This is a genomic window from Kitasatospora sp. NPDC057223, assembly GCF_042669755.1.
Lineage (GTDB): Bacteria > Actinomycetota > Actinomycetes > Streptomycetales > Streptomycetaceae > Kitasatospora.
Genome location: NZ_JBHUWW010000012.1, coordinates 1 through 24,850, shown reverse-complemented (window position 1 = coordinate 24,850; position 24,850 = coordinate 1). Strand labels below are relative to the sequence as shown.

Below are 24,850 nucleotides of genomic sequence, written 5' to 3'. Positions count from 1 at the left end.
GCGGTCCGGCTCAGCCGGCGATCGCCCGGAGTGCGTGGTAGACGCCGGTGACGTCGAGCATCAGCGGCAGCAGGGCGAGCGCCGTCAGGGTGTGCAGCAGGTCGGCCGCGCGGCCCCAGTAGGGCAGCAGGCGCCGGCCGGGGACGGTCCAGGCGAGGACCGCGAGCGCCCCGGCGAGGGCCAGCAGGGCGCCGAGCAGCAGCAGCCGGCCGGCGGTGCCCTGGCCGAGGGCGAAGCGCGCGGCCAGCAGGACCAGGCCGAGCACGGCCGGCAGCAGCAGGGCGAGCCGCTGCCGGATGCTGCCGACCGCCCGGCTGTGCAGCAGGAGCAGCACGGACAGCACGGCCGCCATGGTGGGCGCGGCCCAGCCCGTGCCGCCCGCCAGCAGGCCGAGGCCGAACGTGAAGACCGCGCCGAGCGCGAAGTGGAAGGCGCTCAGGAAGCCGTCGGCGAGGGCGCTGCGGGTGAGGACGGTGTCGCCGGCGAAGGCCTCGATGCCCTCCTGGAGCTCCTCGGCGTTGCGGGGCAGCGCGGGCAGCCGCAGGCCGGACAGCCGGAAGCTGATGCCGGGGACGAACGCCCCGAGCAGGACGGCCAGGACGGCGAGCACGGCGGCGGCCTCCAGGAGCGTCCGGCCGGCCAGCACCAGGACGCCGCCCACCATGGTGAACAGCCCCAGCAGCACGACGCCGAGGAACAGCGGTGCGGCGCAGCCGGCCGCGGCCAGTGCGAGGACGGCCGCGCCGGCCGCGGCCGATCCGCCGGCCAGCATCCGGACCCCGCTCCCGCCGCTCCCGCCGCCGCTCGGCAGCAGGACGCCGGCCAGGGCCAGGTAGGGCACGGCCGCCGCGCCGAACGCCGTGCCGGCGCCCGCGTCCCCGACCGCGCGGGAGGCGCTCGCGGCGCCGAACAGCAGCAGCAGTCCGGTGACGGCGGCGGCGAGGTCGCGGGTCTGCTGCGGGCCGGGGAGGAGGAGCAGCGCCAGCCCGCCGGCCAGCGCGGTCAGCGCGAGCGCCACGGCGAGGTGGTGGGTCAGTGCCGGACGCCAGGTGTCGGGCAGGGCCCGCATGCCGGTGGCGACGCCGTCCGCCAGGTCGTCGAAGTGCACGGCGGGCAGGGCTTCGCGGCGGGGGCGCAGGTAGAGGTCGTCCCCGTCGTGCAGGCCGAGGGCCTCCGTGCCGAGCTCCTCGTCCAGCGGTTCCCCGCCGAGGCGCTGGAGTACCCAGCCGTCGTGCTCGACGCCCTGCTCCTCGACGGCTGCGCCGGCGTGGCCGAGCACGGCGGGCAGCAGGTCGGCGAGCGGGACGTCCGAGGGCACCGAGAGTTCGAACAGTGCGTCTGGGGCGCGGAACCGCAGCCTGCACAGTCCTGCGACGGCACTACCGTTCAAAGCTCACTCCGCTCGACGCTGCTCTCCTCGGACGCCGCCCGGCGCGGCGGGCCGTCCTGGTCGGGATGCCCGCGGCCGGTCCGGGGCGGTCCGGGGCGGGCATCCCGCCAGGAGGTACGCGCGGCGGGCGGCGGGAGGTTCACCGGCCTGCGGTGAACCCCGGGCGGCCCGCCGCCCGTGATCCGGTGGGGACGACCCGCCCGCACCTTCCCGGTCCGGCACCGAGCGTCCCGGCCGTCCTGTGTCGCGAGGAGCTGTGCGTTGAGCGTGGTGCTGGTCAACCGTCCCGCCCGGCGTCCGGGCCCGGAGATGCCGGACGGCGAGATCCAGTTGCAGGAGCCGCCCAGCCTGCCCGAGGCGCAGAGCGGCATGTCGGGCATGATCGCGATGGCCCCGATGGCGCTCAGCTCGCTCTCGATGGTGATGATCTTCCTGCGCCCGGGCGACGGCGGCGGGATCCTGACGTACGTCGCGATGGGCATGATGGGGCTGTCCGCCGTCGGCATGCTGGTGACCCAGCTGATCCGCGGCGCCAGCGACCGCAAGGCCGCGCTGCGCGCCGAGCGGCGGGACTACCTGCGCTACCTCTCGCAGATCCGCCGTCAGGTCCGCGGCCACGTCGTGCGCCAGCAGGAGGCACTGGCCTGGCGCCACCCCCACCCGACCGCGCTGGCCTCGCTGGTGCGCACCTCGCGCCTGTGGGAGCGCCGCAGCTCGCACCCGGACTTCGGCGACGTCCGGATCGGGACGGGCCCGCAGCGCCTCGCCGTGCGGCTGGCGCCGCTGACCACCAAGCCGGTCGAGGACCTGGAGCCGCTCTGCGCACACGCCCTGCGTCGCTTCATCCACGCCTACGGCACCGTCGCGGACCAGCCGGTCGCCGTGTACCTGCGCGGCTACGCCCAGGTGCTGCTGCGCGGTGAGGACGACACCCGGACGCGGGCGCTGGCCCGCGCGATGGTGGTGCAGCTGGCGCTGTTCCACGCGCCCGACGAACTGCGGGTCGCGGTGGTCACCGACGCGGCCGGCCGCGCGCACTGGGAGTGGACGAAGTGGCTGCCGCACGCGCTGCACCCCACCGAGACCGACGGTGCGGGGCCGGTGCGGCTGGTGGCGGGCTCGCTGACCGAGGTCGAGCAGCTGCTCGGCACGGAGTTCGCCGCGCGTCCGCCGTACGAGCCGGACAGCCGGCCGAGCCGGGACGAGCCGTACACCGTCATCGTGCTGGACGGCCCGAAGGTGCCCGCCGCCGCCCGGGCCGCGCTGGCCGGCTACCGCAACGCCACCCTCCTCGACCTCGGCGACACCCTGGAGTGGAAGCCGTCCCGCTACCGGCTGCGGCTGCTGATCGAGGACGGCGCGCTCGCCATGGTCGGCGCCGACCGCAACCACCGGGACGAGAACACGGCGCTCGGCCGCCCCGACGCCCTGTCGGTGGCCGCCGCCCGCCGGACGGCCGCCCTGCTGGCGCCGCACCGGATCGGCTCGACGACCGACGCCGGCGAGCCGCTCGACGCCGACTTCGACCTCACCTCCCTGCTCGGCATCCCCGACCTGCACCGGTACGACGTCGCCGAGGCCTGGGCCCGGCGCGGCATCGCCGACCGGCTGCGGGTGCCGCTGGGGCTCGCCGCCGACGGCACACCCGTCGAACTGGACATCAAGGAGTCCGCACAGGGCGGCATGGGCCCGCACGGGATGCTGATCGGCGCCACCGGCTCCGGCAAGTCCGAGCTGCTGCGCACGCTGGTGCTGGCGCTCGCCGTCACGCACTCCTCCGAGGTGCTGAACTTCGTCCTGGTCGACTTCAAGGGCGGCGCGACCTTCCTCGGCCTGGACCGACTGCCGCACACCTCCGCGGTGATCACCAACCTGGCCGACGAGGCCTCGCTGGTCGACCGGATGCGCGACGCCCTGCACGGCGAGCTCGTCCGCCGCCAGGAGCTGCTGCGGGCGGCCGGCAACTACAGCTCGCTGTTGGACTACGAGACGGCCCGCGCGGCCGGCACCCCGCTGGAGCCGATGCCCACGTTGTTCGTGGTGGTCGACGAGTTCAGCGAACTGCTGGCCGCGCACCGCGACTTCATGGACCTCTTCATCATGATCGGCCGGCTCGGCCGCTCGCTCGGCGTGCACCTGCTGCTCGCCTCGCAGCGCCTGGACGAGGGCCGGATGCACGCGCTGGAGTCCCACCTGTCCTACCGGATCGGCCTGCGCACCTTCTCCGCGATGGAGAGCCGCGGCGTGCTCGGCGTGCCCGACGCCTACCAGCTGCCCTCGCAGCCCGGCAACGGGTTCCTGCGCAGCGACATCTCCACCCTCACCCGGTTCAAGGCCGCGTACGTCTCCGGCCCCTACCGGGCTCGGCGCCGCGCCGCCCGCCAGGAGGTGGTGGCCGGTCAGGTGCGCCCCTACGACACCGAGTACGTCGCCCCCGCCCTGCCCCCGGCCGGCGAGCAGCCGGCGGCCGAGGAGCCCGCCGCCGAGGAGAGCGGCACGCTGCTGGACATCGCGGCCGCCAAGCTGACCGACGCCGGCCCGCCCGCGTACCAGGTGTGGCTGCCCCCGCTGGACGTCCCGCCCACCCTGGACGAACTGCTGCCGCCGCTCGCCCCGCACCCCGAGCACGGCTTCACCACCGAGAGCGGCGCCGGGCGCGGCACGCTGAAGGTGCCGGTCGGCGTCATCGACCGCCCGTTCCAGCAGGTCCGCGACCTGCTCACGGCGGACCTCTCGGCCGCCGGCGGCCACATCGGCATCGCGGGCGGCCCGCAGAGCGGCAAGAGCACCCTGCTGCGCACCCTGATGACCGCCCTCGCCCTCACCCACACCCCGCGCGAGGTTCAGTTCTACTGCCTGGACTTCGGCGGCGGCACGCTCTCCTCGCTGCGCGGGCTGCCGCACGTCGGCGGCATCACCGGCCGGCACGACCCCGAGCGGGTGCTGCGCACCGTCGCCGAGGTCAACGCCGTGCTGGCGCACCGCGAGAAGCGGTTCGCCGAGCTCGGCCTGGACTCGATCGGCGCGTTCCGGCGGCGCCGGGCGGCCGGCGAACTGGCCGAGGAGCGGCACGGCGACGTCTTCCTGGTCATCGACGGCTGGAACACCGTCCGCCAGGAGTTCGCCGACCTCGCGCCCGCGCTGACCCTGATCGCGCAGCGCGGCCTCAACTACGGCATCCACCTGATCGTCGGCACCACCCGCTGGGGCGAGGTCACCAGCGCCCTGCGCGACCTGCTGGGCACCAGGTTCGAACTGCGGCTCGGCGACCCGGTCGACTCCGCCATCAACATGCGGGCGGCCGGCAAGGTCCCCAAGGCCCCGGGCCGGGGCCTGACCGGCGACGAGATGCACTTCCTCACCGCCCTCCCCCGGGCCGACGGCGGGAGCGGCACCGACGACCTCGGCGAGGGCGTGGCCGACCTGGTCGACGCGATCGCCGACCACTGGAGCGGCCCGCGCGCGCCCGAGGTCCGGATGCTGCCGCTCACCGTGGACGCCGCCACACTGCCGGCGCCCGAGGGCCGGCTGCGGATCCCGCTCGGGCTGCAGGACACCACGATCTCGCCGCTCTGGCACGACTTCGAGGAGTCCCCGCACCTGCTGGTGGTCGGTGACAGCGAGGCGGGCAAGACCAACCTGCTCAAGCTCGTCACGGCCGCCGTCACCACCGCCTACACCCCCGACCAGGCGCGGATCATGCTGGTCGACTACCGCCGCGAGCTGCAGGAGGCCGTCCCCGAGGAGTACCGGCTCGGCCACGCCGTCGCCGTGGACGTCCTGCGGCAGATCGTGGACGGCGCGGCCCGGGCGATGGCCAACCGGCTGCCGGGGCCGGACCTCACGCCGGCCCAGCTGAAGCTCCGCGACTGGTGGCAGGGGCCCGAACTGTTCATCGTGGTCGACGACTACGAGCTGGTGTCCGGCTCCCCCGGCGCGAATCACCCGTTCGCCGCTCTGCTCGACCACCTCGCGCAGGGCGCCGAACTGGGCCTGCACCTGATCGTCGCACGCAGCGCCAACGGCATCGGCCGGGCGAGCTCCGACGCCCTGCTGCGCAGGCTCCAGGAGGTCAACACCCCCGTGCTGCTGCTCTCCTGCCCGCCGAGCGAGGGATTCCTGTTCGGCAACGTCAAACCGCGCGAACTCCCCGCCGGGCGCGGCCTGTACATCACCCGGCGCCGGACCGTCCAGGTGCAGAGCGCGACGGTGGCCGCCGGGGAGGAGGCGTAGCGCCGGCCCCGGCTGAACCCCGGCCGGGGCCCCGACCGTATAGCGGGGTGGGGCCCGGCCGCGCACGCGGAGCGGGCCGGAACAGGACAGGACGATGTCGCAGGCGCAGCGGTCCTCCGGACGCGGCGCCGCAGCCGGGTCGCACCGGCCCGCGCCGGCGGCCGTAGGGAGAGCGTTGACCACACCATCGCAGGGCGACGACGGCCGGGACGGCGACAGCGGCGGCGACGGCCGGCGGTGGCGCAAGCTCGGCCGCCGGCTCGGCGGCCCCGACCGGGGTTCCGGCGCCGGGCCGGCCGAGGACGCGCCGGCCGCCCTGCACCGGGCCGGCCCGCACTTCGTGATCGCCCCGGGGGCGGCGGGCGCCGGTGCGGACCTGCCGCCGGGGCTCGCCGCCGCCCTGGCGGCACTGCGGCCGGACGCCCGCTGCTTGATCGTGCTCGCCGCCTCGCCCGGCGCCGCGACCGTGCTGCTCGACCGGCTCGCCGAACTGGCCCGGACGGCGGTCGCCCGGGGCGCCGGCACCCTCGTCCTCGCCGCCTCCGGCCTCGCCGCGCCGCCGGCTACCGGTCGCCGGCCCGCCGAACAGCTCGCCGAACTGGCCGGTCTGCCGGTCGCCGCCCCGGACGGGGTCGTCACCCTGCGCGCGGACGGCACCCTGCTGACGTCCGGGCCGAAGGACGGCCCCGCCGCGTCCTGGTGGCTCTGCCCGCCCACCGGAGGCGCCCGGCCGCTCGGCCCGCTCTGGCCGCCGCCCGCCGGGGTCGAGCGGCCCGCCCCGGTTCCCGTTCCGGCAGCGGACCCGGAACCGCAACCGCAACCGCAACCGGCGGCGGTGTTGCCGCCGCTCCCGCCGACCGGCCCCGGTGACGCCGTGGTGAGCCGGCTGCCGGGCGGCTTCTGGCTCCGGACCGGCCCGGACGGCCCCCACCCGGCGGCGCTGGACGGCGCCGCCGCCGACCATGCCACCCTGCTCCTCGTGGTCGGCCGGCCGGGAGCGCCGCTGCCCGTGGCCGGCCAACTGGCCGGCACCGTCCGCCACCTGCTCGCGGCCGCCCCGGCCGAACCGCTGCTGAGCGCCCCGTGGACGGACACCGCCTCCCTCACCAGGCTGGCCGCCGCGCTCGCGGAGGAGCTGCAGTGCGACGTCCGCGCGGCCGTCGGCCTCCCGGTACGGACCGCCGACGGCTACTCGTGCCGGCTCCTGGACGCCTTCGGCACCCCGGCCCGCGAACCGTGGCTGACCGAGTTCACCGCCTCCGCCGCCCGGCGCCGCGTGGTCGCGACCGGCTGGCGCAGCGCTCCGCCCGGCCTGGCGCCCTCGGGCCCGGCGGTCTTCGACGCCCTGCCGGGCTGGCAACTGGAGGCCGTGCCGGCCGGCCTGTGGCTGCGCCCCGAAGGCCCGCTCCGGGACACCTCGCCCCGGCACGCCACACCTGACCCGGACCGGCTCCGGCTGATCGTCGGCTGCCGGCGCGAGCCGGTGCCGTCCGACGTCTGGGCCGGCCTCGGCGAGATCCTGCGCGCCCTCGCCCTGGTCGGCGAGACCGGGCCCGCCCTGCTGGTCAACGGCGAGGCGGACGAGGTCTCCGAGGGCGTCGCCCGCTTCGTCGCGAAGTTGTACGACCTCGACTGGCTGGACCGGGAGCCCGCCGAGGCCGCGCCCGAACCCGTGCCCGGGCCGGTCGCCGAGCCCGAGCCCGAACCCGTGCCGTCGTCCGAGCCCGTATTTGAGCCGGTTCCCGAGCCGTCGCCCGTGCCCGTCCTTGAGCCGGTTCCCGAGCCGGCGCCGGTTCCCGCACCCGAACCCGCACCCGAACCCGAACCCGGCCCCGACCCCGACCCCGACCCTGTCGCCGGATCCCGGGCTGCCCGGGCGTTCGCCACCGATGCCCCCGGGGGCCCCGCCCGGCCGAGCACCGCGCAGGAGCAGGCCGCGTTCAAGGAGCTGCTGGGCGTCCACTACCAGCGGTGTGCGAGCCGGGCCGACCAGGTCGCGATGCGGCTCCCCGCGCTGCGGTCCGCCCCCCGGGAGGACCTGAGGACCGACCTGGCTGCCGTGTTCCTGCACCACGCGGACAGCGGGGTCCCGGTCTCCCGCACCGAGCTGGTCGAGGCGGCGCGCCGCCCCGGCCCGGGGCCGCTGGACTCGTTCCTCGCCTGCCTGGGCTCGGGGCTGCGCCGGCTGCCGAGCCACCACGGCGCGGTGCTGCTCGGCGCCGATCCCGGTCCGGAGGAGCTGGAGCACTACCGGCCGGGGGCCGAACTGACCGAACCGGCGCCGGTGGTGGGCCTGCCCGCCCACGACGTCGAGCTGGGCGCCGCCGTCGAGTTCGTGGTGTGGTCCGCCACCGGCCGCAGGACGGCCGCGTTCGCCGACACCGGCGAGCCCGAGGTGGTCTTCCCGCCCGGCTCCCGGTTCTCCGTCATCGACCTGCTGCCCGCGGGCGAGGGCCGCCCCACCCGGATCCTGCTCCGCGAGATCGCCCACCCCGGCGCGGAGGAGTCGGAGGCCGGCCACCTCGGTGACCGCGACCGGCAGGCCCGGCTGCGGCTGACCGCCTGGCTGGCCCGCCGGGATCTCGCCCCGGCGAACCACCGCCCGACGGACCGCCCGGAGCGCTACCTGCTCACCCCGGGCGTCGCCCTGCTCTGAGACCGGCTCCCTCAGCGCGGCGGCACCGGATCGGCCCCGCCCGCCGTCCCCGGACGGCAGCGCAGCAGCCGCCCCGCCGTCAGCCGGGCACCGCGCAGCGCACCGTGCCGGTGCAGCGCCTGCACCGCGTACGTCGAGCAGGACGGCGTGTACGGGCAGCAGGGCGCCCGGCGCGGGCTGATCCTGGCGCGGTAGTACCGCACCGCGCCGTACAGCCCGGCCGCGACGACGCCGTCCGGAACGGGCGCCGCCGGGTCGGCGGCACGGACACCCCGTCGGCCCGGGGCCGCACCGGCCGCCGCCTTCAGCGCGGCGGCGAACACCGCGGGGAGCAGTGCGATCATGCAGGGGTCGGCCAGCTCCCCGAGACAGTCGCAGCCGTCGCAGCAGTCACGGTCACGCTTCCCGGTCGGGCGCTGCCTGCTCCGCTGCCGCCAGGCACGCCGCTGCTCCTTGCGGCGCCGCCGCTCCTGCTCCGGCAGCCACCACCAGGCCGGCCCGGGCCGCCTCGACGGCCCTGCCTGCCCGCCACCGTTCACGTCGTACTGGGACACGGCTGAACGACCTCCCCCTTCGGTTCCAGCCCGGCCTGCGACAGCCACCCGGGGGCGGCACGGCCGGAACCAGCTCTCGGGCACTCGGACGACAGCGGCGGACCGGCCGGTTCCCGCCGCCCGGCCGGGGCACCGTTCACGGTCCGGACCGGGGACGAACCGGCCCGGACCGGGGCCGACGGGGGCGGACGAGCGGCATCCGCGCTCGCCCGATCCGGTGACACCACTGGAGCCTGCCGTGCATCGGGCCGCCGCTGGGCGATCGTGGGCGCAGCACCCGGCGCGACAGTGGGCAGGGCAGGACCAACGAGGAGGCTGTGTTGACGACGACCGACGACCACGCGCAGGAGCGGAGCAATCCGGCCGCCCGGCTCGGGTTCCAGCCGGGCCAGGTCGTGCAGGAGATCGGCTACGACGACGACTGCGACCTCGAACTGCGCGAGGCGATCGAGGAGGTCACCGGCCAGGACCTGGTGGACGAGGAGTACGACGACCTCGCCGACGCCGTCCTGCTGTGGTTCCGCGAGGACAACGGCGACCTCACGGACGCACTGGTGGACGCCATCGGGCTGATCGAGGACGGCGGACTGATCTGGCTGCTCACCCCCAAGACCGGACGTGAGGGCTACATCGAGGGCAGCGAGATCAGCGAGGCCGCCCAGACGGCCGGGCTGTCGCAGACCAAGTCCCTCAGCACCGGGGTGAACTGGGGCGGCACCCGCCTCGTCACGCCGCGCTCCGGGCGCCGGTAGCCCGCGCCAGGCCGTCCCGGGGCCGCCCCGCATACTGACTCCATGACCCCCGACGAGCTCAAGGCCGCCTGCCTCGCCCTCAACGGCAGCGAGGAGCAGTTTCCGTTCGGCCGGGCTCCCGAGGTGTCCACGTTCAAGGTCGGCGGCAAGATCTTCGCCCTCACCGTCCTGACCGCGCAGCCCCTGACGGTCAGCCTGAAGTGCGACCCCGACCTGGCCGTACGGCTGCGCGCGCAGCACCCGGCGATCGTCGGCGGGTACCACCTGAACAAGCGGCACTGGAACACCGTCACCCTGGACGGCTCGCTGCCCGACCGGCTGGTGCTCGACATGATCGAGGACTCCTACGACCTGATCGTCGCGGCCCTGCCCCGCTCCCAGCGCCTCGTCCTGGACTGGCCGGGCTCCCGGGCCGAGTAGTCCCGCCGCCGGCCCCGGCCGGCGCCCCGGATGCACGGGCATTGCGCCGACCAGGGCTGTTGGTACTACCGTGACCAGCCATGAGCTTCGATCTGCAGGTCGCCCTCGGCGTACCGCCGGACCGCGGGGCCCCCGGCGGACGCCTCGCCCTGCCGGCCGCACCGCACGCCACGCCGCCCGCCGCGCCGCACGCCGGCCTGCGCGGGCACACGGACCCGCGCCCCCACCCGTCCCTCGGCCACTCCCCCGTCACGTTCGTGAGCACCGAGCTGTGGGAGGCGCTGGCGGCACTCGCGATCTCACCGGACGCGATCGATGCCACCGTCCTCGCCCTGCTGGGCGCGCTCGCGGCCCAGGCCACGGACGCCGCCCTCGCGCCCGGCAACGAGAGCGCGCCGCCGGACGACCTCTACGTCGTCTCCCCCGCGCACATAGGGGCGGAGCGCCGGGAGGTCTGGTTCCAGCGGGACGGTGTCCGCGGCCCGATCACGGCACGGCTGCTCCCCCGGGCGTAGCGAGGCGTGGCAGGACTTCGTCCGAACGCGTGGCCCGCGGGCGGCCCGCGGTGGGTCGCGCACGGGTTCGGGTACAAAGCGGCGACCGGCGCGTAGCGTGAAGGGGATCGGCGAGCGCGGCCCACCCCGCGGTCGTCATGGTGCCCGTGACGGCCGCCGGAGCAGCGGCAGAGGAGGAACCGCCGTGTCGCTGCGGGCCCGATGGGTCGTTCCCGTCCTCACCCTCCTGCTGGCCTCCTGCGCCCCCGGTCCCGCACCCGTCCCGGACACGGGCACCGGCACCGGCACGGCGTCGGCCCGGCCGCATGGCTCGTCCTCGGCGGCCCCGATCCCGGAGGTGTCGCCGGTGCCGACCGCGAGCCCCAGCGCGAGCCCGCCGTCGCCGACGCCCGCGCCCGGTCCGACGGCGGACCCGCAGGCGGAGCCGACGCCCGAGCAGCTCGCGGGCCGACGGGTGGTCTACTCCTACCCGGGCCTGGTCCCGCCCCCCGCCCTGCTCGGGGAGATCCGCGCGGGGCGCGCCGCCGGAGTGATCTTCTTCGGTGAGAACGTCTCCACCCCGGAGCAGCTCGCCTCGGTGGTCGCGCAGCTGCGCGAGGCACAGCAGCAGAGCCCGGTCGGGCTGCCGCTGCTGCTGATGACCGACCAGGAGGGCGGCGTGGTCCGCAGACTGCCCGGCGCGCCGGACCTGTCGGCACGCCGGATCGGCCTCGCGGCCGATCCGGCGGCCGCGGCGGCCGCGGCCGGTACGGGCGCCGGCCGCAACCTGGCCGCCCTGGGGCTGAACGTCAACCTCGCCCCGGTCCTGGACGTGTACGACGTGCCCGGCAACTTCATCGACCGGAGCGAGCGCTCGTACAGCTCCGACCCGGCGGTCGTCTCGGCGCTGGGGAGCACTTTCATCGCCGCCCAGCAGGACACCGGCGTGGCGGCGACCGCCAAGCACTTCCCGGGGCTGGGATCCGCCCCCGCCGGGCAGAACACCGATACCGGGCCGGTGACCCTGCCGGTGGCCCTCGACAGGCTGCGCACCGTGGACGAGGCTCCGTATCCGGCGGCCGTCGACGCCGGCGTCGGGATCGTGATGCTGTCCTGGGCGGTCTACCCCGCGCTGGACCCGGACCGCCCGGCCGGGATGTCGCCCGCCGTGGTGGAGGAGGAGCTCCGCGGCCGGGTCGGCTTCGGCGGTGTCACCCTCACCGACGCCCTGGAGGCCGGTGCGCTGAGCGGCTTCGGCGACACCGGCCGGCGGGCCGTCGCCGCGGCCTCGGCGGGCATGGACCTGCTGCTCTGTTCGGCCCGGGACCCGGGGCAGGGCACGCAGGCCGCCGCCGCACTGGCCGCGGCCCTGGCGACGGGCGCTCTGGACCGCGCCGCGTTCACCGCGGCCGCCGACCGGGTGGCCGCCCTCCGGGCCGGCCTGCACTGAGGCCGTGCACTGACGCCGTGCACTGGCGCCCTGCTCTGACGCCCTGTACCCGGCCGGGCGCGCCGGCCGGGGAGTCGGGCCTCAGGCGGTGGCCTCCCGGCAGGCGGGGTGGCCCCAGCCGTCGGCGTTCTTCGCGATGGATTCACCGGCGGCGTAGGCGCGGCCGCAGCGGCACGTCCCCGGGAACTTGGCCTTGAGCGTCCGGGCACCCGCCGACGCGTTCCTGCCCGGTCCGGCCGCCCTGGATCCGCTGCGGGCGGGCCGCTGCGACGCCGGGCTCTCGGCTGCGGGGGCCGGGGCGCTGGAGCCGGCCGACGTCCCCGCGGCCCGCTGGGTGAGCGCGGCCTCGCTGGCGGCGCGGTCGGCGAAGGCGTTCAGCCGGTCGCCGTCGACCTGGTGTGCGGCGACATGGACGAAGTCCACGGTGCGGCCGGCGAGCAGCGCGTCGATGGCCGTCACCAGTTCCTTGTTGGCCACCGGGGTACCGGCGGCGGTGCGCCAGCCCCGCTTCTTCCAGCTCGGCAGCCACACGGTGACGGCCTTCATCGCGTACTGCGAGTCCATCCGCACCTCCAGCGGCACGGCCGGCTCGGTGGCCTCCAACAGGCGCTGAAGAGCCGTCAGTTCGGCGATGTTGTTGGTCGCCCGCCCGAGCGGGCCGGCCTCCCAGCGGCCCGGCTCGCCCTGGGGGTCGGCGATGACCCAGCCCCATCCGGCCGGCCCCGGGTTTCCCTTGCACGCCCCGTCACAGGCGGCGATGATGCGATCTGCCATGCACCCGATCATGCCAGCACCGGCGGCGCCGACCAGCATCGCCGGCTCGGGGCCCGGCCACCGGGGCCCGCTCCCGGCCGTACGGCGATCCTTCTCCTGTCACCGCCGGACCATCCGCACTCCGGCGACCTCCAGCAGGCCGTCGAGCTCGATCCGCCCGGTCGTCTGCTCCGGGCTCACCACCAGGCCGTCCCGGCGCACGACGTCGAGGAGCCGCTCCGCCAGCGGCATCACCAGGTGCCGCCCCCAGCAGCGCTCGCTCCCGTGGCCGAACGGGAGGTACCCGGGCTGCTGGTCGGGATCGAGGCCGTCCCACCGCTGCGGGCGGAAGGTGTCCGGGTCCTCCCAGAGCCGGGGGTCCCGGTGGCTCAGCAGGGGGAACATCAGGATGTCGTCCCGCCCGCCGATCCGGTCGTCCACGGCGGGGAACTCCGGGGAGGCCACCCGGAGGATGTTCCAGGAGGGCGGCAGCAACCGCAGGGCCTCCAGCAGGATGTCCCGGTTCGGCACACCGTCGTCGAAGGGCGACCCCAGCCAGAGCGCGTTCGTGACGAGGGCGGACACGGTGAAGCAGACCGGCGCGGCCACCCGTCGGTACAGGTACATCGCATAGCGCCGGTCGTCATAGGTACCGGCGTCCAGTACGCGTGCCGCGAGATTCGACAGCGGAATCTCCACCCCGGGCTTCCTCAGCATTGCCGTCCCGGCCGCGACGGCCGCCCAGGTCAGTTTCGGTGTGAGTTCCAGTCTGCGGTCCACCAGGATTCGGAACCGAAGACTCTCGTGGCCGAAGACGAGGTCCCGGAGATGGACGTGGGCCGCATGCGGCCATTTTCCGGCCAGGTCGACCGAATCGTCCAGGGGCCTTTTCAACGCGTTTCTGACGTCGGCGGAGACGGCCTGCATGAGTGCGGAGGCGTCGGCCCGGGTGACTGACCTCCGCCGGACGGGCTTGAAGGTCGGCCGCTCCGCGTCGTTGGCCGGACGGGCGCGGAGCAGGCGGTCCGTCAGTTCGACGCCGGCCACGCCGACGGTGTCGTCCTCCAGGCGGAAGAGGTCCGCACCGCGGTATCGGCGCAGAAGTTCGTCGATCCGCGGTGCGAAGACGGTGACCCGGGCGGTCCTGTCATTGCTGGACACAGGCATGGGTGAATGCTCCAGGAGTGAGCGGCCGGGGCCCGGGCGGGAACAACCCGCCCGGGCTCCGGCCTGGCGGCCGAACTACCCGGTCAGACCCAGCGGTACCACGCGTAGGCCTTCAGGCTCTTCTCCGGCATGACCTTCTTGACGAAATGGACGAGCTTCACGGAAATACCTCCGACTGAGGGCGGACAAGGTGAATCGTGCAATGGCCTGACGGGCTGCTGCGACAATTCCACCGAATGCGGTGACCTGCTTCCCGTCGCCGCAAAAAGTGAATCCCGGCACGAAATCAGCGTCAAGTGACGCAGCTCACCGGCAGACTGCCGGACCGACAGGTTTCACGACCGCAGCGCCCTGATTTGCGACGGAAGGAGGCGAATGACCTCACTCGGCCCGATCCTGCCGGGAAGGACGGTTGTAAGGCCTCGACGGTCACGCGACGCCCCTGGTCAGCCCGCTGCCTCGGACGAGGAGGAGGTGAACGGAGTGCGCCCGCCGACCGTCTGCCGGAGATCGCTGCGGTGGCTTCGCCGACCGACCGAACGTTAGGTCTGCCCTTTCGGGCACCCCACGCACACCGTCCCCGACCCCGGTCCGAGGAGTCCGCCCGAGCGCACGGGCGGCGCCCGGGGGCGATCACTCGGCCGGACGGGGGACGCCCCCTGCGGGGCTGGGCCCTGGTGCGGGGCGCGCTGCCTAGCGTGGAGCACCGCCATGTGTACACCGCGCCGCACCGCCCCGACCTGTCTGGAGCCCGCTATGACCGACATCCCGCTCGCCGGACTCACCGGCGACTACGTGCTCGACCCGGCCCACACCGAGATCGGCTTCGTGGCCCGCCACGCGATGGTGACCAAGGTCCGCGGCGCGTTCAAGGAGTTCGAGGGCACCGCGCACCTGGACGGCACCGATCCGACGAAGTCGTCCGCGAAGCTCATCATCAAGGCCGCCAGCATCGACACCCGCAACGAGCAGCGCGACGGCCATCTGCGCACCAACGACTTCCTGGACGCGCCGACCTTCCCGGACATCACCTTCGCCTCCACGCGCGTCGAGCAGCTCGACGCCGGCCACTACCGGCTGGGCGGCGATCTGACCATCAAGGAGACCACCCGGGCGATCAGCATCGACTTCGCCTACCAGGGCGCGGCGCGGGACCCGTTCGGCAACCTCCGGGTGGGCTTCGAGGGCTCGGTGCCGATCAGCCGCAAGGACTACGGGGTCAGCTGGAACGCGGCCCTGGAGGGAGGCGGCGTGCTGGTCGGCGACAAGGTGGTGCTGACGTTCGAGGTGTCGGCGATCAAGCAGGACTGAGCGCCGCGTGCTCCGGCCCCGGCCGGCCCGCCCCGCCGGGGGCCGGCCTGCCGGGGCCTTCGTCCGTCCGGGGCCGGGGTCAGCCCTGGGCCGGGGTCAGCCCTGGGCGGCGCCGCGCCGGCGGTACGCGCTCCGGGCGGCGGCGATGTGCCGGGCGACCACGGCGGCGGCCCGCTCGGGGTCGCCCTGCTCGACGGCGGCGACGATCTCCGCGTGCTCGCGCCAGGAGTCCTCGGCGCGGCGCGGCAGCTCGGCGGAGTACACCCAGGCGATCTTCTGGCTGAGCTGGGTGACCAGCCGGCTCAGCGTCCGGCTGCCCGAGGCGGCGGCGATCACCTCGTGGAAGCGGCTGTTCAGCCGCGCCAGCTCGTCCAGCCGGCCGGCCTCGATGGCCTCCTCGCCGAGCAGCAGCAGCTCCTTCAGCCGGCCGAGCTGCTCGGGGGTGCGGCGCGCGGCCGCCCGGCCGGCGCCCAGCGGCTCCAGCAGGGCCCGTACCTCAAGGAGGTCCTCGGCCTCGTCGTCGTCCAGCTCGACGACGACGATCCCCGCGTACGGGCGGGACTGGACGAAGCCCTCGGCCTCCAGCGTGCGCAGGGCCTCCCTGACCGGCACGCGCGAGACGCCGTAGCGAGCCGCCATCGCCTCCTCGGTGAGCCGCTGCCCCGGTCGGTGGACACCCCGGATGACGTCCTCGCGGATCGCCCGGCAGAGCGCCTGCAGCGAGAGTTTCCGCGCGGCCGCCGGTCCCGTGCCCGCGCTCTCGGTCCCCGTGTGTTCCATCGCCCACCTCGATTGAATACAATCACCGCAGAGAGGCGGCGAAGGATCGACGCCGCGAACGTACTACAGGCCGGCCCGCGGCGTTGACGACGACGACCGGGAGCGGCCGGTGCGACCACGCACGGAGAGGCGGCATCCGGTGAGGACCCTCGTCAGCCCCCTGCGCCGAACGGCCGGCCGGCTCGGGTTCGACCCGTACATCCTGGCCATCCTGGCGACGGTGGGCCTCGCCCTGCTGCTCCCGGCCCGCGGCGGCCTCGCCGGCGGGCTCACCCACGTCACCACGGCGGCCGTCGCCGTGCTGTTCTTCCTCTACGGCGCCCGGCTGTCCACCCGGGCCGCGCTGGAGGGGGCCCGCCACTGGCGGCTGCACCTGACCATCCTGCTGGCCACCTTCGCGCTGTTCCCGCTGCTCGGCCTCGCGGCGGAGGCGGCGGCCCGGCCCCTGCTCACCCCGGAGCTGGCCAAGGGGCTGCTGTTCCTGTGCCTGCTGCCGTCCACCGTGCAGTCCTCGGTCGCGTTCACCTCGATCGCCCGGGGCAGCGTCGCCGCCGCGGTCTGCGCCGCGTCGTTCTCCAGCCTGGTCGGCATCGCGCTGACCCCGGTGCTGGCCTCGCTGCTGCTCGGCGGCGGCACGGTGCGGGTGGACCCGGGATCGGTCCTGACGCTGGTGCTGCAACTGCTGCTGCCCTTCCTGCTCGGGCAGCTGTCGCGGCGCTGGACGGCCGGCTGGATCGCGGCCCACAGACCGGCGCTGTCGCTGGTCGATCGCGGTTCGATCCTGCTGGTTGTATACAGCGCCTTCAGCGAGGGCGTGGCCGCAGGAGTCTGGCACACGGTGTCGGCCCTCCAGCTGCTCGTGCTCGCCGCGTTCTGCACCGCACTCCTCGCCGTGGCCCTGGCCCTGACCGACCGGGTGGGGCGGCGGCTGCGGTTCCCCCGCGCGGACCGGATCGCCGTCGTCTTCTGCGGCTCCAAGAAGAGCCTGGCGGCCGGCCTCCCGATGGCCGCCGTACTGTTCACCGCCGGGGACGTGGCCCTGATGGTGCTGCCGCTGATGCTCTTCCACCAGATCCAGCTGATGGTCTGCACCGTGCTGTCCCGCCGCTGGGCCGCCGACGACGCACAGCCGCCGGCCGGGGCCCGGCCGTCTGCCGCCGACCCCGCCGCGCCGCAGCCCGTCGGCTGACCACCCGCCGCCCGGCCGCAGACACCAAGGCCCCGGAACGGTGTGCGCAGCCCCCGCCCGCAGGTGCGCCGACCGTACGGCCGACCGGCCCAGCCCGGCTGGACATGCCGAAACGGCCCGGTCGCGCGATGCTGGTGATCACGCCGCAGAGCGGCGCGGTGCCGGAGGCGGTCGCGGCACAGCCGGCCGCCTGCGGACATCAGCCCACCGGACGCCGCTTCCCCGGCGGCTGCCCGTACGGCCGACGGACCGGAGGACCTCGTGTTCCAACTGCTCTGGATTCTGCTGATCGGATTCGTTCTCGGCATGCTGGCCAAGCTGATCCTGCGCGGACCGCAGGCCATCCCGTGGTGGCTGACCATGCTCCTCGGCGCCGGCGGCGCGTGGCTCGGCAACGCCGTGGCCGGCTGGATCGGGGTCGCACACACCTCGGGCATCGACTGGACGCGCCACCTGCTGCAGATCGGCTTCGCCGTGCTGCTGGTCGCCGTGGTCGCACCCGCCTGGGGGCGCAGCAGAGCGACCCGCTGAACCACCGCCCGACACCGCGCTGCCCGCGCGGGGCGCACTACGCCCCGTGCGGGCCGCGCCGTCGTGCGAGTGCCGCCACCAGCCGCTGCCGGACGGCCGGCCACTCGGCGGCGGTGATGCTGAAGAGCACGGAGTCCCGGACGAAGCCGTCGCGCATCACCATGTGGCTGCGCAGCACGCCCTCCTGGGTCGCACCGAGGCGGGCGATCGCGGCACGCGAGGTGTCGTTGCGGAAGTCGGTGAGGAACTCGACGCGGTTCAGACCGAGTTCCTCGAAGGCGTGGGTGAGCATCAGCAGCTTGGCCTCGGTGTTGGCCGCCGTGCGCTGCCAGGACCGCCCGAGGAAGGTGAAACCGATCTCCAGCCGCCGGTACGGGAGGTTGACGGCCATGAACCGGGTCGAGCCGGCGACCCGGCCCGTGGCGGTGTCGACGGTCGCGAACGCCAGCTGATCGCCGGCCGCCCGCGCCTGGAGCGCCTGCTCGACGAACCCGGCGACATCGCGGGGATGCGGGACCAGGGTGACCTGGAGGTTCCAGAGTTCGCCGTCGCGGACGGCCTCGCACAGCCCGTCGTGGTGCCGCTGTTCGAGCGGCTCCAGCCGGACGTGCTCACCCTCCAGGACGACCGGCCGCAACTGCGGCACCTGCCGCACCTGCCGCACCTGCTGCACCTGCTGCACCCGCTGCCGAACGTCGTTCGTGCTCTCCGTCATGCGATCACGGTACCGGGCGGCCCGGCGGCGGACGGCGGCCGTTCAGCGGTCGGACTGGCGCTCCCGGAGCATCGCCGTCGTGTCACGCAGGGGGAGCGGCTGCTCCGCCCGGCGGGCGTGCCGGCCACCGTCCCAGCGGCGGGCGTCCGCGATCAGGGCGGCGAGCGCCTCGTCGTTCTGGGAACCCCGGGATTTGCGGCCGAACATGGATCCGCCTCTCTCTGGGCGACGCTCTTCGCCCGGTCGTACGAGTGGACTCACAAGTGTTCCCGCGGGCGACGCCCCGCACCGGCCGGCACCGCCGCGTGTCATGTCACGAGGCGGTAACGGTAAACCCGCACTCCGGCGGCCACCTGGTGACGCCGGTCAGCCGACCGGGATTCCCGGGTTCACCAGACCGTCCCCGCCGGTGACGGTGTTGTCGGCGGTCACGGTCACGGGGCACGACAGGGCGTCGTAGTTCGTGACGTCGAAGGCGTAGCGGCCCGCGCCGGTCGCGCCGGTGAGGTCGGAGACGTTGTGGCGGAAGACCGTGCCGCAGCCCCAGCCCGGGTCCTGGGTGTGGGTCTGGAAGCCGTCGTTCAGCGTGCCGATCCCCGTGTTGTTCTCGACGACGTAGTTGTTGCCCTTCACGTCGACCCAGGAGTCGTCGAAGTTCTTGTTCGTGAGACCGTCCCCGTAGAAGGTGTTGCCGGAGACCAGGCCGCCCGTCGTGCCCTCCTTCAGGTCGACGTTCTCCCCGCCGATCCGCGGGCCGATGACGTTGTCGAGGATCTGCACGTAGTCGCTACGGTCGGTCAGGGTGTTCGCGGTACCGACGTAGACGCCCTCGCCCTTGCCGTCGCCGAGGCTGCCGGTGTCACGGATGGTGGAGTTCTTCAGCACGCCGTACCTGCTGGAGTTCCGGAAGTGCACGCCCTCCATGGTCAGGTTGCGGACGGTCACGGAGTCGATCACCACGTGGTCGGCGGCGTCCGTCACGATGCCCTTCTGCGCGCCGGTGACGGTGATCCCCTTGATCGTCCAGTAGCCCGCCCCGTTGAGGTACAGGCCGTATCCGCCGCCCGTCGTCGTGGTCAGCACGGCGGCGGCGGATCCCGTCAGGGTGATCCGGCGGTCCGCCGTCCCCGGAGTGGTCGCGGTGAAGTTGCCGGTGTAGGTGCCGTCCGCGAGCTGGATCGTCTGGCCCGGTGCGGCCGCCGCCAGCGCCGCCTTGAGCTCCTTGCCGGTCGTGACCCGGACGACCCCCGGAGCGGTGGTCGGGGTGGTGGTCGGGGTGACGGTGGCGGTCGGCGAGGCGGTAGCTGTGGGCGAGGCAGAGGCTGTGGGCGAGGCGGTCGCCGTGGGGGAGGCGGATGCCGTTGCGGTGGCCGAGGCGGTCGCCGTCGGCGAGGCCGACGGGGTGCCCGGGGCTCCGGTCAGGGCGATGTCGTCCGCGGCGACGGCGCCGCTGCCGTACCAGCCGCTGAGCGTCACGGTGACCCGGGTGGTCTGCGGGCCCGCCGTGAAACTCGTGGCGAGCTGCGTCCACGCCGTGCCCGCAGTCCAGTTGGAGGCACTCACCCCGGTGCCGGCCGCCGAGAGCTGGACGTAGCCGCCCTTGACCCAGGCGCTCAGCACGTACGCCGTGCCCGGCTGCACCGCGACGCTCTGGGTGCACGGCGCGATGTCCTGGGCGCCCGGCACGGAGGTGAGCGCGTAGCCACCGCCGTGCGGTGCGCTGCTGCTCACCTGTGAACTCCCCGCGCACGTCCAGCCGCTGAGGTCTCCCGTCTCGAAGCCCGGGTTGGCCAGCAGTTGCGCCGTGGCCGCGTCGGCGAACGTGACGGGGAGCGCGGACGCGGCACCGGCCAGGCCCACGGCGGCGACGGCGGCAGCCGCCTTGAGCCGGCGGCCGGAGGAGCGCTGGGCGGTGTGCGGCATGACGGTGCTCCACGGGTGGATGAGTTCGACACTGGGCCACGGAACGAACGATCACACAATGTGGACTAGACCAACTCCGCCGTCAAGAGGCAGGCCCCGACGACCGCCGCCGCAGGGCCCGCCGCTCAGCGTTCGACGGTCAGGGCGTGGCACACCCAGGTGAGCCGGGTACCGGCCGGGCCCGACGGCCTCGGGTGGTAAGTGCCGTCACTCACCGACATGTTGACGATGAGATAGGCGTGCCAGCCGGCCCCCACACCGCGCCCGTCGGCGTAGACCCGCCGCCCGTTGACGTACCAGTCGACCGACCTCGCGCCGAACACCGTCCGCAGCTCCACCGTCGCGCCCGGCGCCACCGCGCCGGACGGGTCCCGCCAGTACAGGTGGCCGCCGGTGCCGACGTGGTTGGAGAGTTCGAGCAGGTTCGGGTTGTCGGGGTGGTACTCGAAGACGTCGACCTCGTTGCGGCCGTCCCGCCAGGTCCAGATCGCGGGCCAGGCCCCGGCTCCGACGGGCAGCGTCACCCGGGCCCGCAGGGTGTCCCCCGTGCGGAGCTGGAACGCGTCGGGGCTGCCCTCGGTGGTGAGCAGACTGCAGTCCCAGAGCGTGTCGGCGGGGCGGGCGACCGCGGCGAACACCCCGCCGGGGCAGTACTGGGCGACGAGGTGGTCCAGCTTGTGGTCACCCCGGTTGGTCGGCCCCATGTTCGGGTAGGCGCTGCTGCGCCCGGCGATCCACTGCCGCGCCGAGGTGAAGTCCGCGGTGAACACCGTCCGGGCGGCCGCAGCCGATGCGGCCCCGTCGGCCCCGTCGGCGACGGCGCTGTCGGCGACGGGGGGCGGCGTGTCCGGCGCGCCCCTCCCCCACCTGCCCGCCTGCGTGCCGAACCAGGACCGGATGTCGCGCCATCGCACCATGTCTGTCCACCCCTTCCGAGCGCCGGGCGAAGCCGGAATCCGGCCCTCCGGACTGTTGCCCGCCGTGCGCGCCCGCAACCGAGGGTGACGCCGACTCCCGGCGGGAGCGGTGGCGGCTCACTCCGGCGCGCACTCGGGCGCCACCGGCGGACAGCACCCGGGAGGCCCGCTGAACGATCATCAGTACACGTCCTTCCGGAGCCACTTGATAGTCGGGCGGATCCAGGGCAGAAAGACCGTGACACGGCGCAGCACCGGGCTCCGCCGCGAGCACTGGAGGACAACCGCGATGGCACTCCCCCGAATCGGCCGCTCCGCGCGCCGCGCCGACGCCGAGGACACCACCGGGCCGGGCCCGGAGCCCGCGCCGAGCGCCCGGAGACCGGCCCGCCGGCTGCCCTGGTACCTGAGCCTGCCGATCACGCTGGCCGCGATCCTCGCGCTGTTCCTGGTGGCAGGCCGGCTCGACCTGCTGCCCGGCCTGCCGAATCCGTTCGCCGAGCGGCAGGTCGACCGCAGCCAGCCCGTCCTGCTCAAGTCCATACAGGACATGAGCCGTTACACCGGCGCCACCGGCAACTTCCAGGTGATCATCGACCTCGACAACGACGCGAAGTTCCTGCCGTCCGCGCTGCTGGGCAACCGCACCCTGTACGTGGCGGCCGGCACGGTGGGTGCGTACACCGACCTCGGCGCGCTGAAGGCGGGGGCGGTGGACGTCTCGGCGGACCGCCGTTCGGTGACCCTCACCCTGCCGCACGCCCAGCTCGCCGACACGGCGCTGGACGTCAAGCGCTCCTACGTCTACTCGCAACAACGCGGATTCTTCGACCGGTTGGGCGATTTCTTCTCCGACAATCCGGGCAACCAGCAGCAGTTGGAGGTTCTCGCCACCGACAAGATCCAGACCGCCGCGAAGGACAGCGCACTCACCGCCTCGGCCGAGGCCAACACCAAAACCATGTTCCAGGGGCTGCTGACGTCCCTCGGATTCACCTCGGTGACCGTCACCGTCGCGGACTGAGCGAACGGAGCGCCGACCGCGCGCCCGCCGCCCACGCGTGCGGGCGGCGCGGCGGAACACGCGCGAAGATCCCGCGGCCCGGCAATCCCCCGCGGCGGCGCCGAGCCTGCTACAGTCGATTCAGTTGCGGTTTTGGTTCCCATGAAATTTGTGTGCGCCTGCTGGTTACAACCGACAGGCGCATTTTTGTTTCCCCGGTTTTCCCCCGGGCGTGGCATCATAGCAGTGACGCGAGGTCCGCAAGTGGCGGGCGTCGTACAGTTCTGAAGGAGATTTTTATATGGCTACTGGCACCGTGAAGTGGTTCAACGCGGAAAAGGGCTTTGGCTTCATCGAGCAGGATGGTGGCGGCGCTGACGTGTTCGCCCACTACTCGAACATCAACGCCCAGGGCTTCCGCGAGCTGCTCGAGGGCCAGAAGGTTGAGTTCGACGTCACGCAGGGCCAGAAGGGCCCGCAGGCGGAGAACATTCGCCCCCTCTGACTTCACTGCACCGGCATCTGCCACTGCAGCAGAGGCCCGTACCGTGTACAAGCACGGTACGGGCCTCTGGCCGTTTCCCCGTGAACGGCCCGGGCCCGCACATGGCCCGATGATTTCGTCATACCTGCGCCACCCAAGCTTCACGCGCGCTTCATGCGCGTTTTCGCATGCGCCTTTCCCCGCGCTATTGCATGACTCCGCTCCTCCCTCCCGCGATCACCGCACTCGGGCCGCGCACCAGCCGGCCCGGCCCGCGCAGACCGGCGCAGCGCCGCGCCCGGGAGGGTGCCGCAATTCGGCCACGGCCGAGCCCAGGGCCGCCAGGAGTCGCCGTACGGGGTTCCGCCGCCGCTCTCGCCGAGCGTCGGCCGCAGGTGACGTGCGGCACGGTTCTACCGCCCACGCCCCGCTCCACACCACCGGCCCGTTCTTGCGGCCTCCCGCGGCTCCATGCCGGGAGTCCTCCTCGTGACGTGCCCTCCGAGGAAGGTTCTCGCCATGACCCGCTCCGCCCGCCCGCCGTACTCCGGCTCCGCCCCCCGCTCCAGCGGCCGCCCGTCCTCCGGCCCGCGCCGCTCCGGCGGCCCCGGCTTCCGCCAGCACAGCTCCCCGCAGGGCGAGTTCAGCATGCCGGTCAGCACCACGCCGGCGCTGCCGCCCGTCGACTCGTTCGCCGAGATGGAGCTGCCGGCACCGCTGCTCGCGACCCTGGCCCGCAACGGGGTGAGCGCGCCGTTCCCGATCCAGGCCGCCACCCTGCCGAACGCGCTGGCCGGGCGCGACGTGCTCGGCCGGGGCCGCACCGGCTCCGGCAAGACCCTCGCCTTCGGGCTCGCGCTGCTGTCCAGGACGACCGGCCGGCGCGCCGAGCCGCACCGCCCGCTGGCCCTGGTGCTCGTTCCCACCCGGGAGCTCGCGCAGCAGGTCACCGAGGCGCTCACGCCGTACGCGCACTCCGTGCGGCTGCGGCTGGCGACCGTCGTCGGCGGCATGCCGATCCGCCAGCAGGCGCACCAGCTGAGCCGTGGCGCCGAGATCCTGGTGGCGACCCCCGGACGGCTGAAGGACCTGGTCGAGCGCGGTGACTGCCGGCTCGACGGGGTCTCCGTGACCGTCCTGGACGAGGCCGACCAGATGGCCGACATGGGCTTCCTCCCGCAGGTCACCGAGTTGCTGGAGCAGGTGGAGGCGGACGGCCAGACCATGCTGTTCTCGGCCACCCTGGACCGCAACGTCGACCGCCTGGTGCGCCGCTTCCTGCGCGACCCGGTGACCCACTCGGTGGACCCGTCGACCGCCACGGTCAGCACGATGGAGCACCACCTGCTGTTCGTGCAGAACCACGACAAGAACAGCGCGATCGCCCACATCGCCTCCCGCGACGGCGGGGTGATCATGTTCACCGACACCAAGGACTCCGCGGACCGCCTGGTGACGGAGCTGCTCGCCAGCGGCGTCAAGGCCGCCGCCCTGCACGGCGGCAAGTCGCAGCCGCAGCGCTCGCGCACCCTGGAGCAGTTCCGCTCCGGCGAGGTCACCGCGCTGATCGCGACCAACGTCGCGGCGCGCGGCATCCACATCGACGGCCTCGACCTGGTCGTCAACATCGATCCGCCGACCGACCACAAGGACTACCTGCACCGCGGCGGACGCACCGCCCGGGCCGGCGAGTCCGGCACCGTGGTCACCCTGGTCCTGCCCAAGCAGCGCCGCGGCACCGCCCGGATGATGGCCTCCGCCGGGATCACCCCGAACTCCGTCCAGGTGCGGTCCGGCGACGCCGAGCTGACCCGGATCACCGGCGCCAACGTGCCCACCGGCGTGCCGGTGACCGTGCCGGACCCGGTCGTGGAGCGCCCGCGCCGCCGCCCGTACGCCGGCGGTGGCCGCAGCTACTCCGGCGGCCCCTCGCGCGGCGCCACCGCCACCCGCACCTCGCAGCCGAGCCGCAGCTCGCAGGCCGGCCGCAGCGGCCAGCCGGCCCGCTCGGGCCAGCCCCCGCGCAGCAGCTCGCAGGCCTCCCGCTCCGGCGCCCCGCGCCGAAGCGGCCCCGCGGCCTAGGCCCAGCAGGGCCCCGACCGGCCGCCGCCACTCACCCGGGTGGCTG

22 protein-coding genes and 1 pseudogene are annotated in these 24,850 nt (G+C 74.4%); 12 read left to right on the top strand and 11 right to left on the bottom strand.

Annotated features, from left to right (window positions below; all coding sequences use genetic code 11):
• Positions 1–10 precede the first annotated feature (10 nt).
• The gene (gene eccD / locus ACFUK0_RS07330; RefSeq protein WP_380247136.1) at positions 11–1,390 is read right to left on the bottom strand and encodes a type VII secretion integral membrane protein EccD; all 1,380 of its coding nucleotides are present in this window, start codon (positions 1,388–1,390) and stop codon (positions 11–13) included.
• 261 nt (positions 1,391–1,651) lie between these two features.
• Here eccD and eccCa point away from each other — a divergent pair, with 261 nt between their 5' ends.
• Both eccCa and ACFUK0_RS07320 read left to right on the top strand, forming a co-directional pair.
• Entirely contained in the window at positions 1,652–5,623 is a 3,972-nt protein-coding gene (eccCa, locus tag ACFUK0_RS07325) for a type VII secretion protein EccCa (RefSeq protein WP_380247134.1), read from the top strand.
• A gap of 175 nt (positions 5,624–5,798) precedes the next feature.
• The gene (locus tag ACFUK0_RS07320) at positions 5,799–8,279 is read left to right on the top strand and encodes a hypothetical protein (protein WP_380247133.1); all 2,481 of its coding nucleotides are present in this window, start codon (positions 5,799–5,801) and stop codon (positions 8,277–8,279) included.
• An 11-nt stretch (positions 8,280–8,290) separates the two neighbouring features.
• On the opposite strand, the gene yidD is transcribed toward ACFUK0_RS07320, so the two are convergent.
• The gene (gene yidD / locus ACFUK0_RS07315) at positions 8,291–8,833 is read right to left on the bottom strand and encodes a membrane protein insertion efficiency factor YidD (RefSeq protein ID WP_380247131.1); all 543 of its coding nucleotides are present in this window, start codon (positions 8,831–8,833) and stop codon (positions 8,291–8,293) included.
• 320 nt (positions 8,834–9,153) lie between these two features.
• On the opposite strand from yidD, the gene ACFUK0_RS07310 reads away from it, so the two are divergent.
• The 4 genes from ACFUK0_RS07310 (at position 9,154) to ACFUK0_RS07295 (ending at position 11,949) form a co-directional block, all read left to right on the top strand.
• The gene (locus ACFUK0_RS07310; protein WP_380247129.1) at positions 9,154–9,585 is read left to right on the top strand and encodes a DUF3052 domain-containing protein; all 432 of its coding nucleotides are present in this window, start codon (positions 9,154–9,156) and stop codon (positions 9,583–9,585) included.
• A gap of 42 nt (positions 9,586–9,627) precedes the next feature.
• Complete coding sequence (locus ACFUK0_RS07305) at positions 9,628–10,005, top strand: MmcQ/YjbR family DNA-binding protein (protein WP_380247127.1); 378 nt, start codon at positions 9,628–9,630, stop codon at positions 10,003–10,005.
• A gap of 80 nt (positions 10,006–10,085) precedes the next feature.
• A complete protein-coding gene (locus ACFUK0_RS07300) occupies positions 10,086–10,520 on the top strand; it encodes a hypothetical protein (RefSeq protein ID WP_380247125.1) in 435 nt (144 codons plus the stop codon).
• Between the two features lie 184 nt (positions 10,521–10,704).
• Entirely contained in the window at positions 10,705–11,949 is a 1,245-nt protein-coding gene (locus tag ACFUK0_RS07295) for a glycoside hydrolase family 3 N-terminal domain-containing protein (RefSeq protein WP_380247124.1), read from the top strand.
• An 81-nt stretch (positions 11,950–12,030) separates the two neighbouring features.
• Here ACFUK0_RS07295 and ACFUK0_RS07290 read toward each other — a convergent pair whose 3' ends face one another.
• The 3 genes from ACFUK0_RS07290 to ACFUK0_RS07280 all read right to left on the bottom strand — a co-directional run bounded on the left by ACFUK0_RS07290 (position 12,031) and on the right by ACFUK0_RS07280 (position 14,030).
• Positions 12,031–12,723 (bottom strand): ribonuclease H, encoded by a 693-nt coding sequence (locus ACFUK0_RS07290; RefSeq protein WP_380247122.1) that lies wholly within the window; start codon positions 12,721–12,723, stop codon positions 12,031–12,033.
• Between the two features lie 99 nt (positions 12,724–12,822).
• The gene (locus tag ACFUK0_RS07285) at positions 12,823–13,869 is read right to left on the bottom strand and encodes a cytochrome P450 (RefSeq protein ID WP_380247120.1); all 1,047 of its coding nucleotides are present in this window, start codon (positions 13,867–13,869) and stop codon (positions 12,823–12,825) included.
• A gap of 83 nt (positions 13,870–13,952) precedes the next feature.
• Positions 13,953–14,030, bottom strand: a complete 78-nt coding sequence (locus tag ACFUK0_RS07280) for a tryptorubin family RiPP precursor (RefSeq protein ID WP_363555679.1) — start codon at positions 14,028–14,030, stop codon at positions 13,953–13,955.
• Positions 14,031–14,625: 595 nt separating this feature from the next.
• Between ACFUK0_RS07280 and ACFUK0_RS07275 the strand changes: the two genes are divergently transcribed.
• Positions 14,626–15,180 carry a YceI family protein gene (locus ACFUK0_RS07275; protein WP_380247118.1) on the top strand — a complete coding sequence of 185 codons (555 nt, stop codon included), beginning with the start codon at positions 14,626–14,628 and terminating at the stop codon, positions 15,178–15,180.
• A gap of 96 nt (positions 15,181–15,276) precedes the next feature.
• Here ACFUK0_RS07275 and ACFUK0_RS07270 read toward each other — a convergent pair whose 3' ends face one another.
• Positions 15,277–15,960 (bottom strand): GntR family transcriptional regulator, encoded by a 684-nt coding sequence (locus ACFUK0_RS07270; RefSeq protein WP_380247116.1) that lies wholly within the window; start codon positions 15,958–15,960, stop codon positions 15,277–15,279.
• Between the two features lie 139 nt (positions 15,961–16,099).
• Here ACFUK0_RS07270 and ACFUK0_RS07265 point away from each other — a divergent pair, with 139 nt between their 5' ends.
• Both ACFUK0_RS07265 and ACFUK0_RS07260 read left to right on the top strand, forming a co-directional pair.
• Positions 16,100–17,149, top strand: coding sequence for a bile acid:sodium symporter family protein (locus ACFUK0_RS07265; RefSeq protein ID WP_380247114.1), 1,050 nt, complete (start codon positions 16,100–16,102; stop codon positions 17,147–17,149).
• Positions 17,150–17,410: 261 nt separating this feature from the next.
• Positions 17,411–17,680, top strand: coding sequence for a GlsB/YeaQ/YmgE family stress response membrane protein (locus tag ACFUK0_RS07260; protein WP_380247112.1), 270 nt, complete (start codon positions 17,411–17,413; stop codon positions 17,678–17,680).
• 37 nt (positions 17,681–17,717) lie between these two features.
• Here the strand turns inward: ACFUK0_RS07260 and ACFUK0_RS07255 are convergent, their stop codons facing one another.
• From ACFUK0_RS07255 to ACFUK0_RS07235, 5 genes and pseudogenes are all read right to left on the bottom strand, one after another.
• Positions 17,718–18,395, bottom strand: a complete 678-nt coding sequence (locus tag ACFUK0_RS07255; RefSeq protein ID WP_380247110.1) for a GNAT family N-acetyltransferase — start codon at positions 18,393–18,395, stop codon at positions 17,718–17,720.
• Positions 18,396–18,437: 42 nt separating this feature from the next.
• The gene (locus ACFUK0_RS07250) at positions 18,438–18,602 is read right to left on the bottom strand and encodes a hypothetical protein (protein ID WP_380247108.1); all 165 of its coding nucleotides are present in this window, start codon (positions 18,600–18,602) and stop codon (positions 18,438–18,440) included.
• Between the two features lie 159 nt (positions 18,603–18,761).
• Positions 18,762–19,823: a right-handed parallel beta-helix repeat-containing protein gene (locus ACFUK0_RS07245; protein WP_380247242.1), complete on the bottom strand. Its 1,062-nt coding sequence runs from the start codon at positions 19,821–19,823 to the stop codon at positions 18,762–18,764.
• 45 nt (positions 19,824–19,868) lie between these two features.
• A pseudogene (locus ACFUK0_RS07240) lies at positions 19,869–20,318 on the bottom strand (carbohydrate binding domain-containing protein); the annotation flags it as partial.
• A 125-nt stretch (positions 20,319–20,443) separates the two neighbouring features.
• A complete protein-coding gene (locus tag ACFUK0_RS07235; RefSeq protein ID WP_380247106.1) occupies positions 20,444–21,235 on the bottom strand; it encodes a beta-glucanase in 792 nt (263 codons plus the stop codon).
• 289 nt (positions 21,236–21,524) lie between these two features.
• On the opposite strand from ACFUK0_RS07235, the gene ACFUK0_RS07230 reads away from it, so the two are divergent.
• The 3 genes from ACFUK0_RS07230 to ACFUK0_RS07220 all read left to right on the top strand — a co-directional run bounded on the left by ACFUK0_RS07230 (position 21,525) and on the right by ACFUK0_RS07220 (position 24,804).
• Complete coding sequence (locus tag ACFUK0_RS07230; RefSeq protein WP_380247104.1) at positions 21,525–22,259, top strand: DUF4230 domain-containing protein; 735 nt, start codon at positions 21,525–21,527, stop codon at positions 22,257–22,259.
• Positions 22,260–22,539: 280 nt separating this feature from the next.
• A complete protein-coding gene (locus ACFUK0_RS07225) occupies positions 22,540–22,743 on the top strand; it encodes a cold-shock protein (protein ID WP_034090357.1) in 204 nt (67 codons plus the stop codon).
• 498 nt (positions 22,744–23,241) lie between these two features.
• Positions 23,242–24,804 (top strand): DEAD/DEAH box helicase, encoded by a 1,563-nt coding sequence (locus ACFUK0_RS07220; protein ID WP_380247102.1) that lies wholly within the window; start codon positions 23,242–23,244, stop codon positions 24,802–24,804.
• Positions 24,805–24,850: the final 46 nt, after the last annotated feature.

Bases quoted from the DNA above. Each gene is read 5' to 3' on its own strand.
- ACFUK0_RS07275 (WP_380247118.1), top strand. From the start codon at position 14,626: ATGACCGACATCCCGCTCGCCGGACTCACCGGCGACTACGTGCTCGAC.
- ACFUK0_RS07270 (WP_380247116.1), bottom strand. From the start codon at position 15,960: ATGGAACACACGGGGACCGAGAGCGCGGGCACGGGACCGGCGGCCGCG.
- ACFUK0_RS07235 (WP_380247106.1), bottom strand. From the start codon at position 21,235: ATGGTGCGATGGCGCGACATCCGGTCCTGGTTCGGCACGCAGGCGGGC.
- ACFUK0_RS07285 (WP_380247120.1), bottom strand. From the start codon at position 13,869: ATGCCTGTGTCCAGCAATGACAGGACCGCCCGGGTCACCGTCTTCGCA.
- ACFUK0_RS07250 (WP_380247108.1), bottom strand. From the start codon at position 18,602: ATGTTCGGCCGCAAATCCCGGGGTTCCCAGAACGACGAGGCGCTCGCC.
- ACFUK0_RS07230 (WP_380247104.1), top strand. From the start codon at position 21,525: ATGGCACTCCCCCGAATCGGCCGCTCCGCGCGCCGCGCCGACGCCGAG.
- ACFUK0_RS07300 (WP_380247125.1), top strand. From the start codon at position 10,086: ATGAGCTTCGATCTGCAGGTCGCCCTCGGCGTACCGCCGGACCGCGGG.
- ACFUK0_RS07220 (WP_380247102.1), top strand. From the start codon at position 23,242: ATGACCCGCTCCGCCCGCCCGCCGTACTCCGGCTCCGCCCCCCGCTCC.
- ACFUK0_RS07225 (WP_034090357.1), top strand. From the start codon at position 22,540: ATGGCTACTGGCACCGTGAAGTGGTTCAACGCGGAAAAGGGCTTTGGC.
- ACFUK0_RS07290 (WP_380247122.1), bottom strand. From the start codon at position 12,723: ATGGCAGATCGCATCATCGCCGCCTGTGACGGGGCGTGCAAGGGAAAC.
- ACFUK0_RS07255 (WP_380247110.1), bottom strand. From the start codon at position 18,395: ATGACGGAGAGCACGAACGACGTTCGGCAGCGGGTGCAGCAGGTGCAG.
- ACFUK0_RS07305 (WP_380247127.1), top strand. From the start codon at position 9,628: ATGACCCCCGACGAGCTCAAGGCCGCCTGCCTCGCCCTCAACGGCAGC.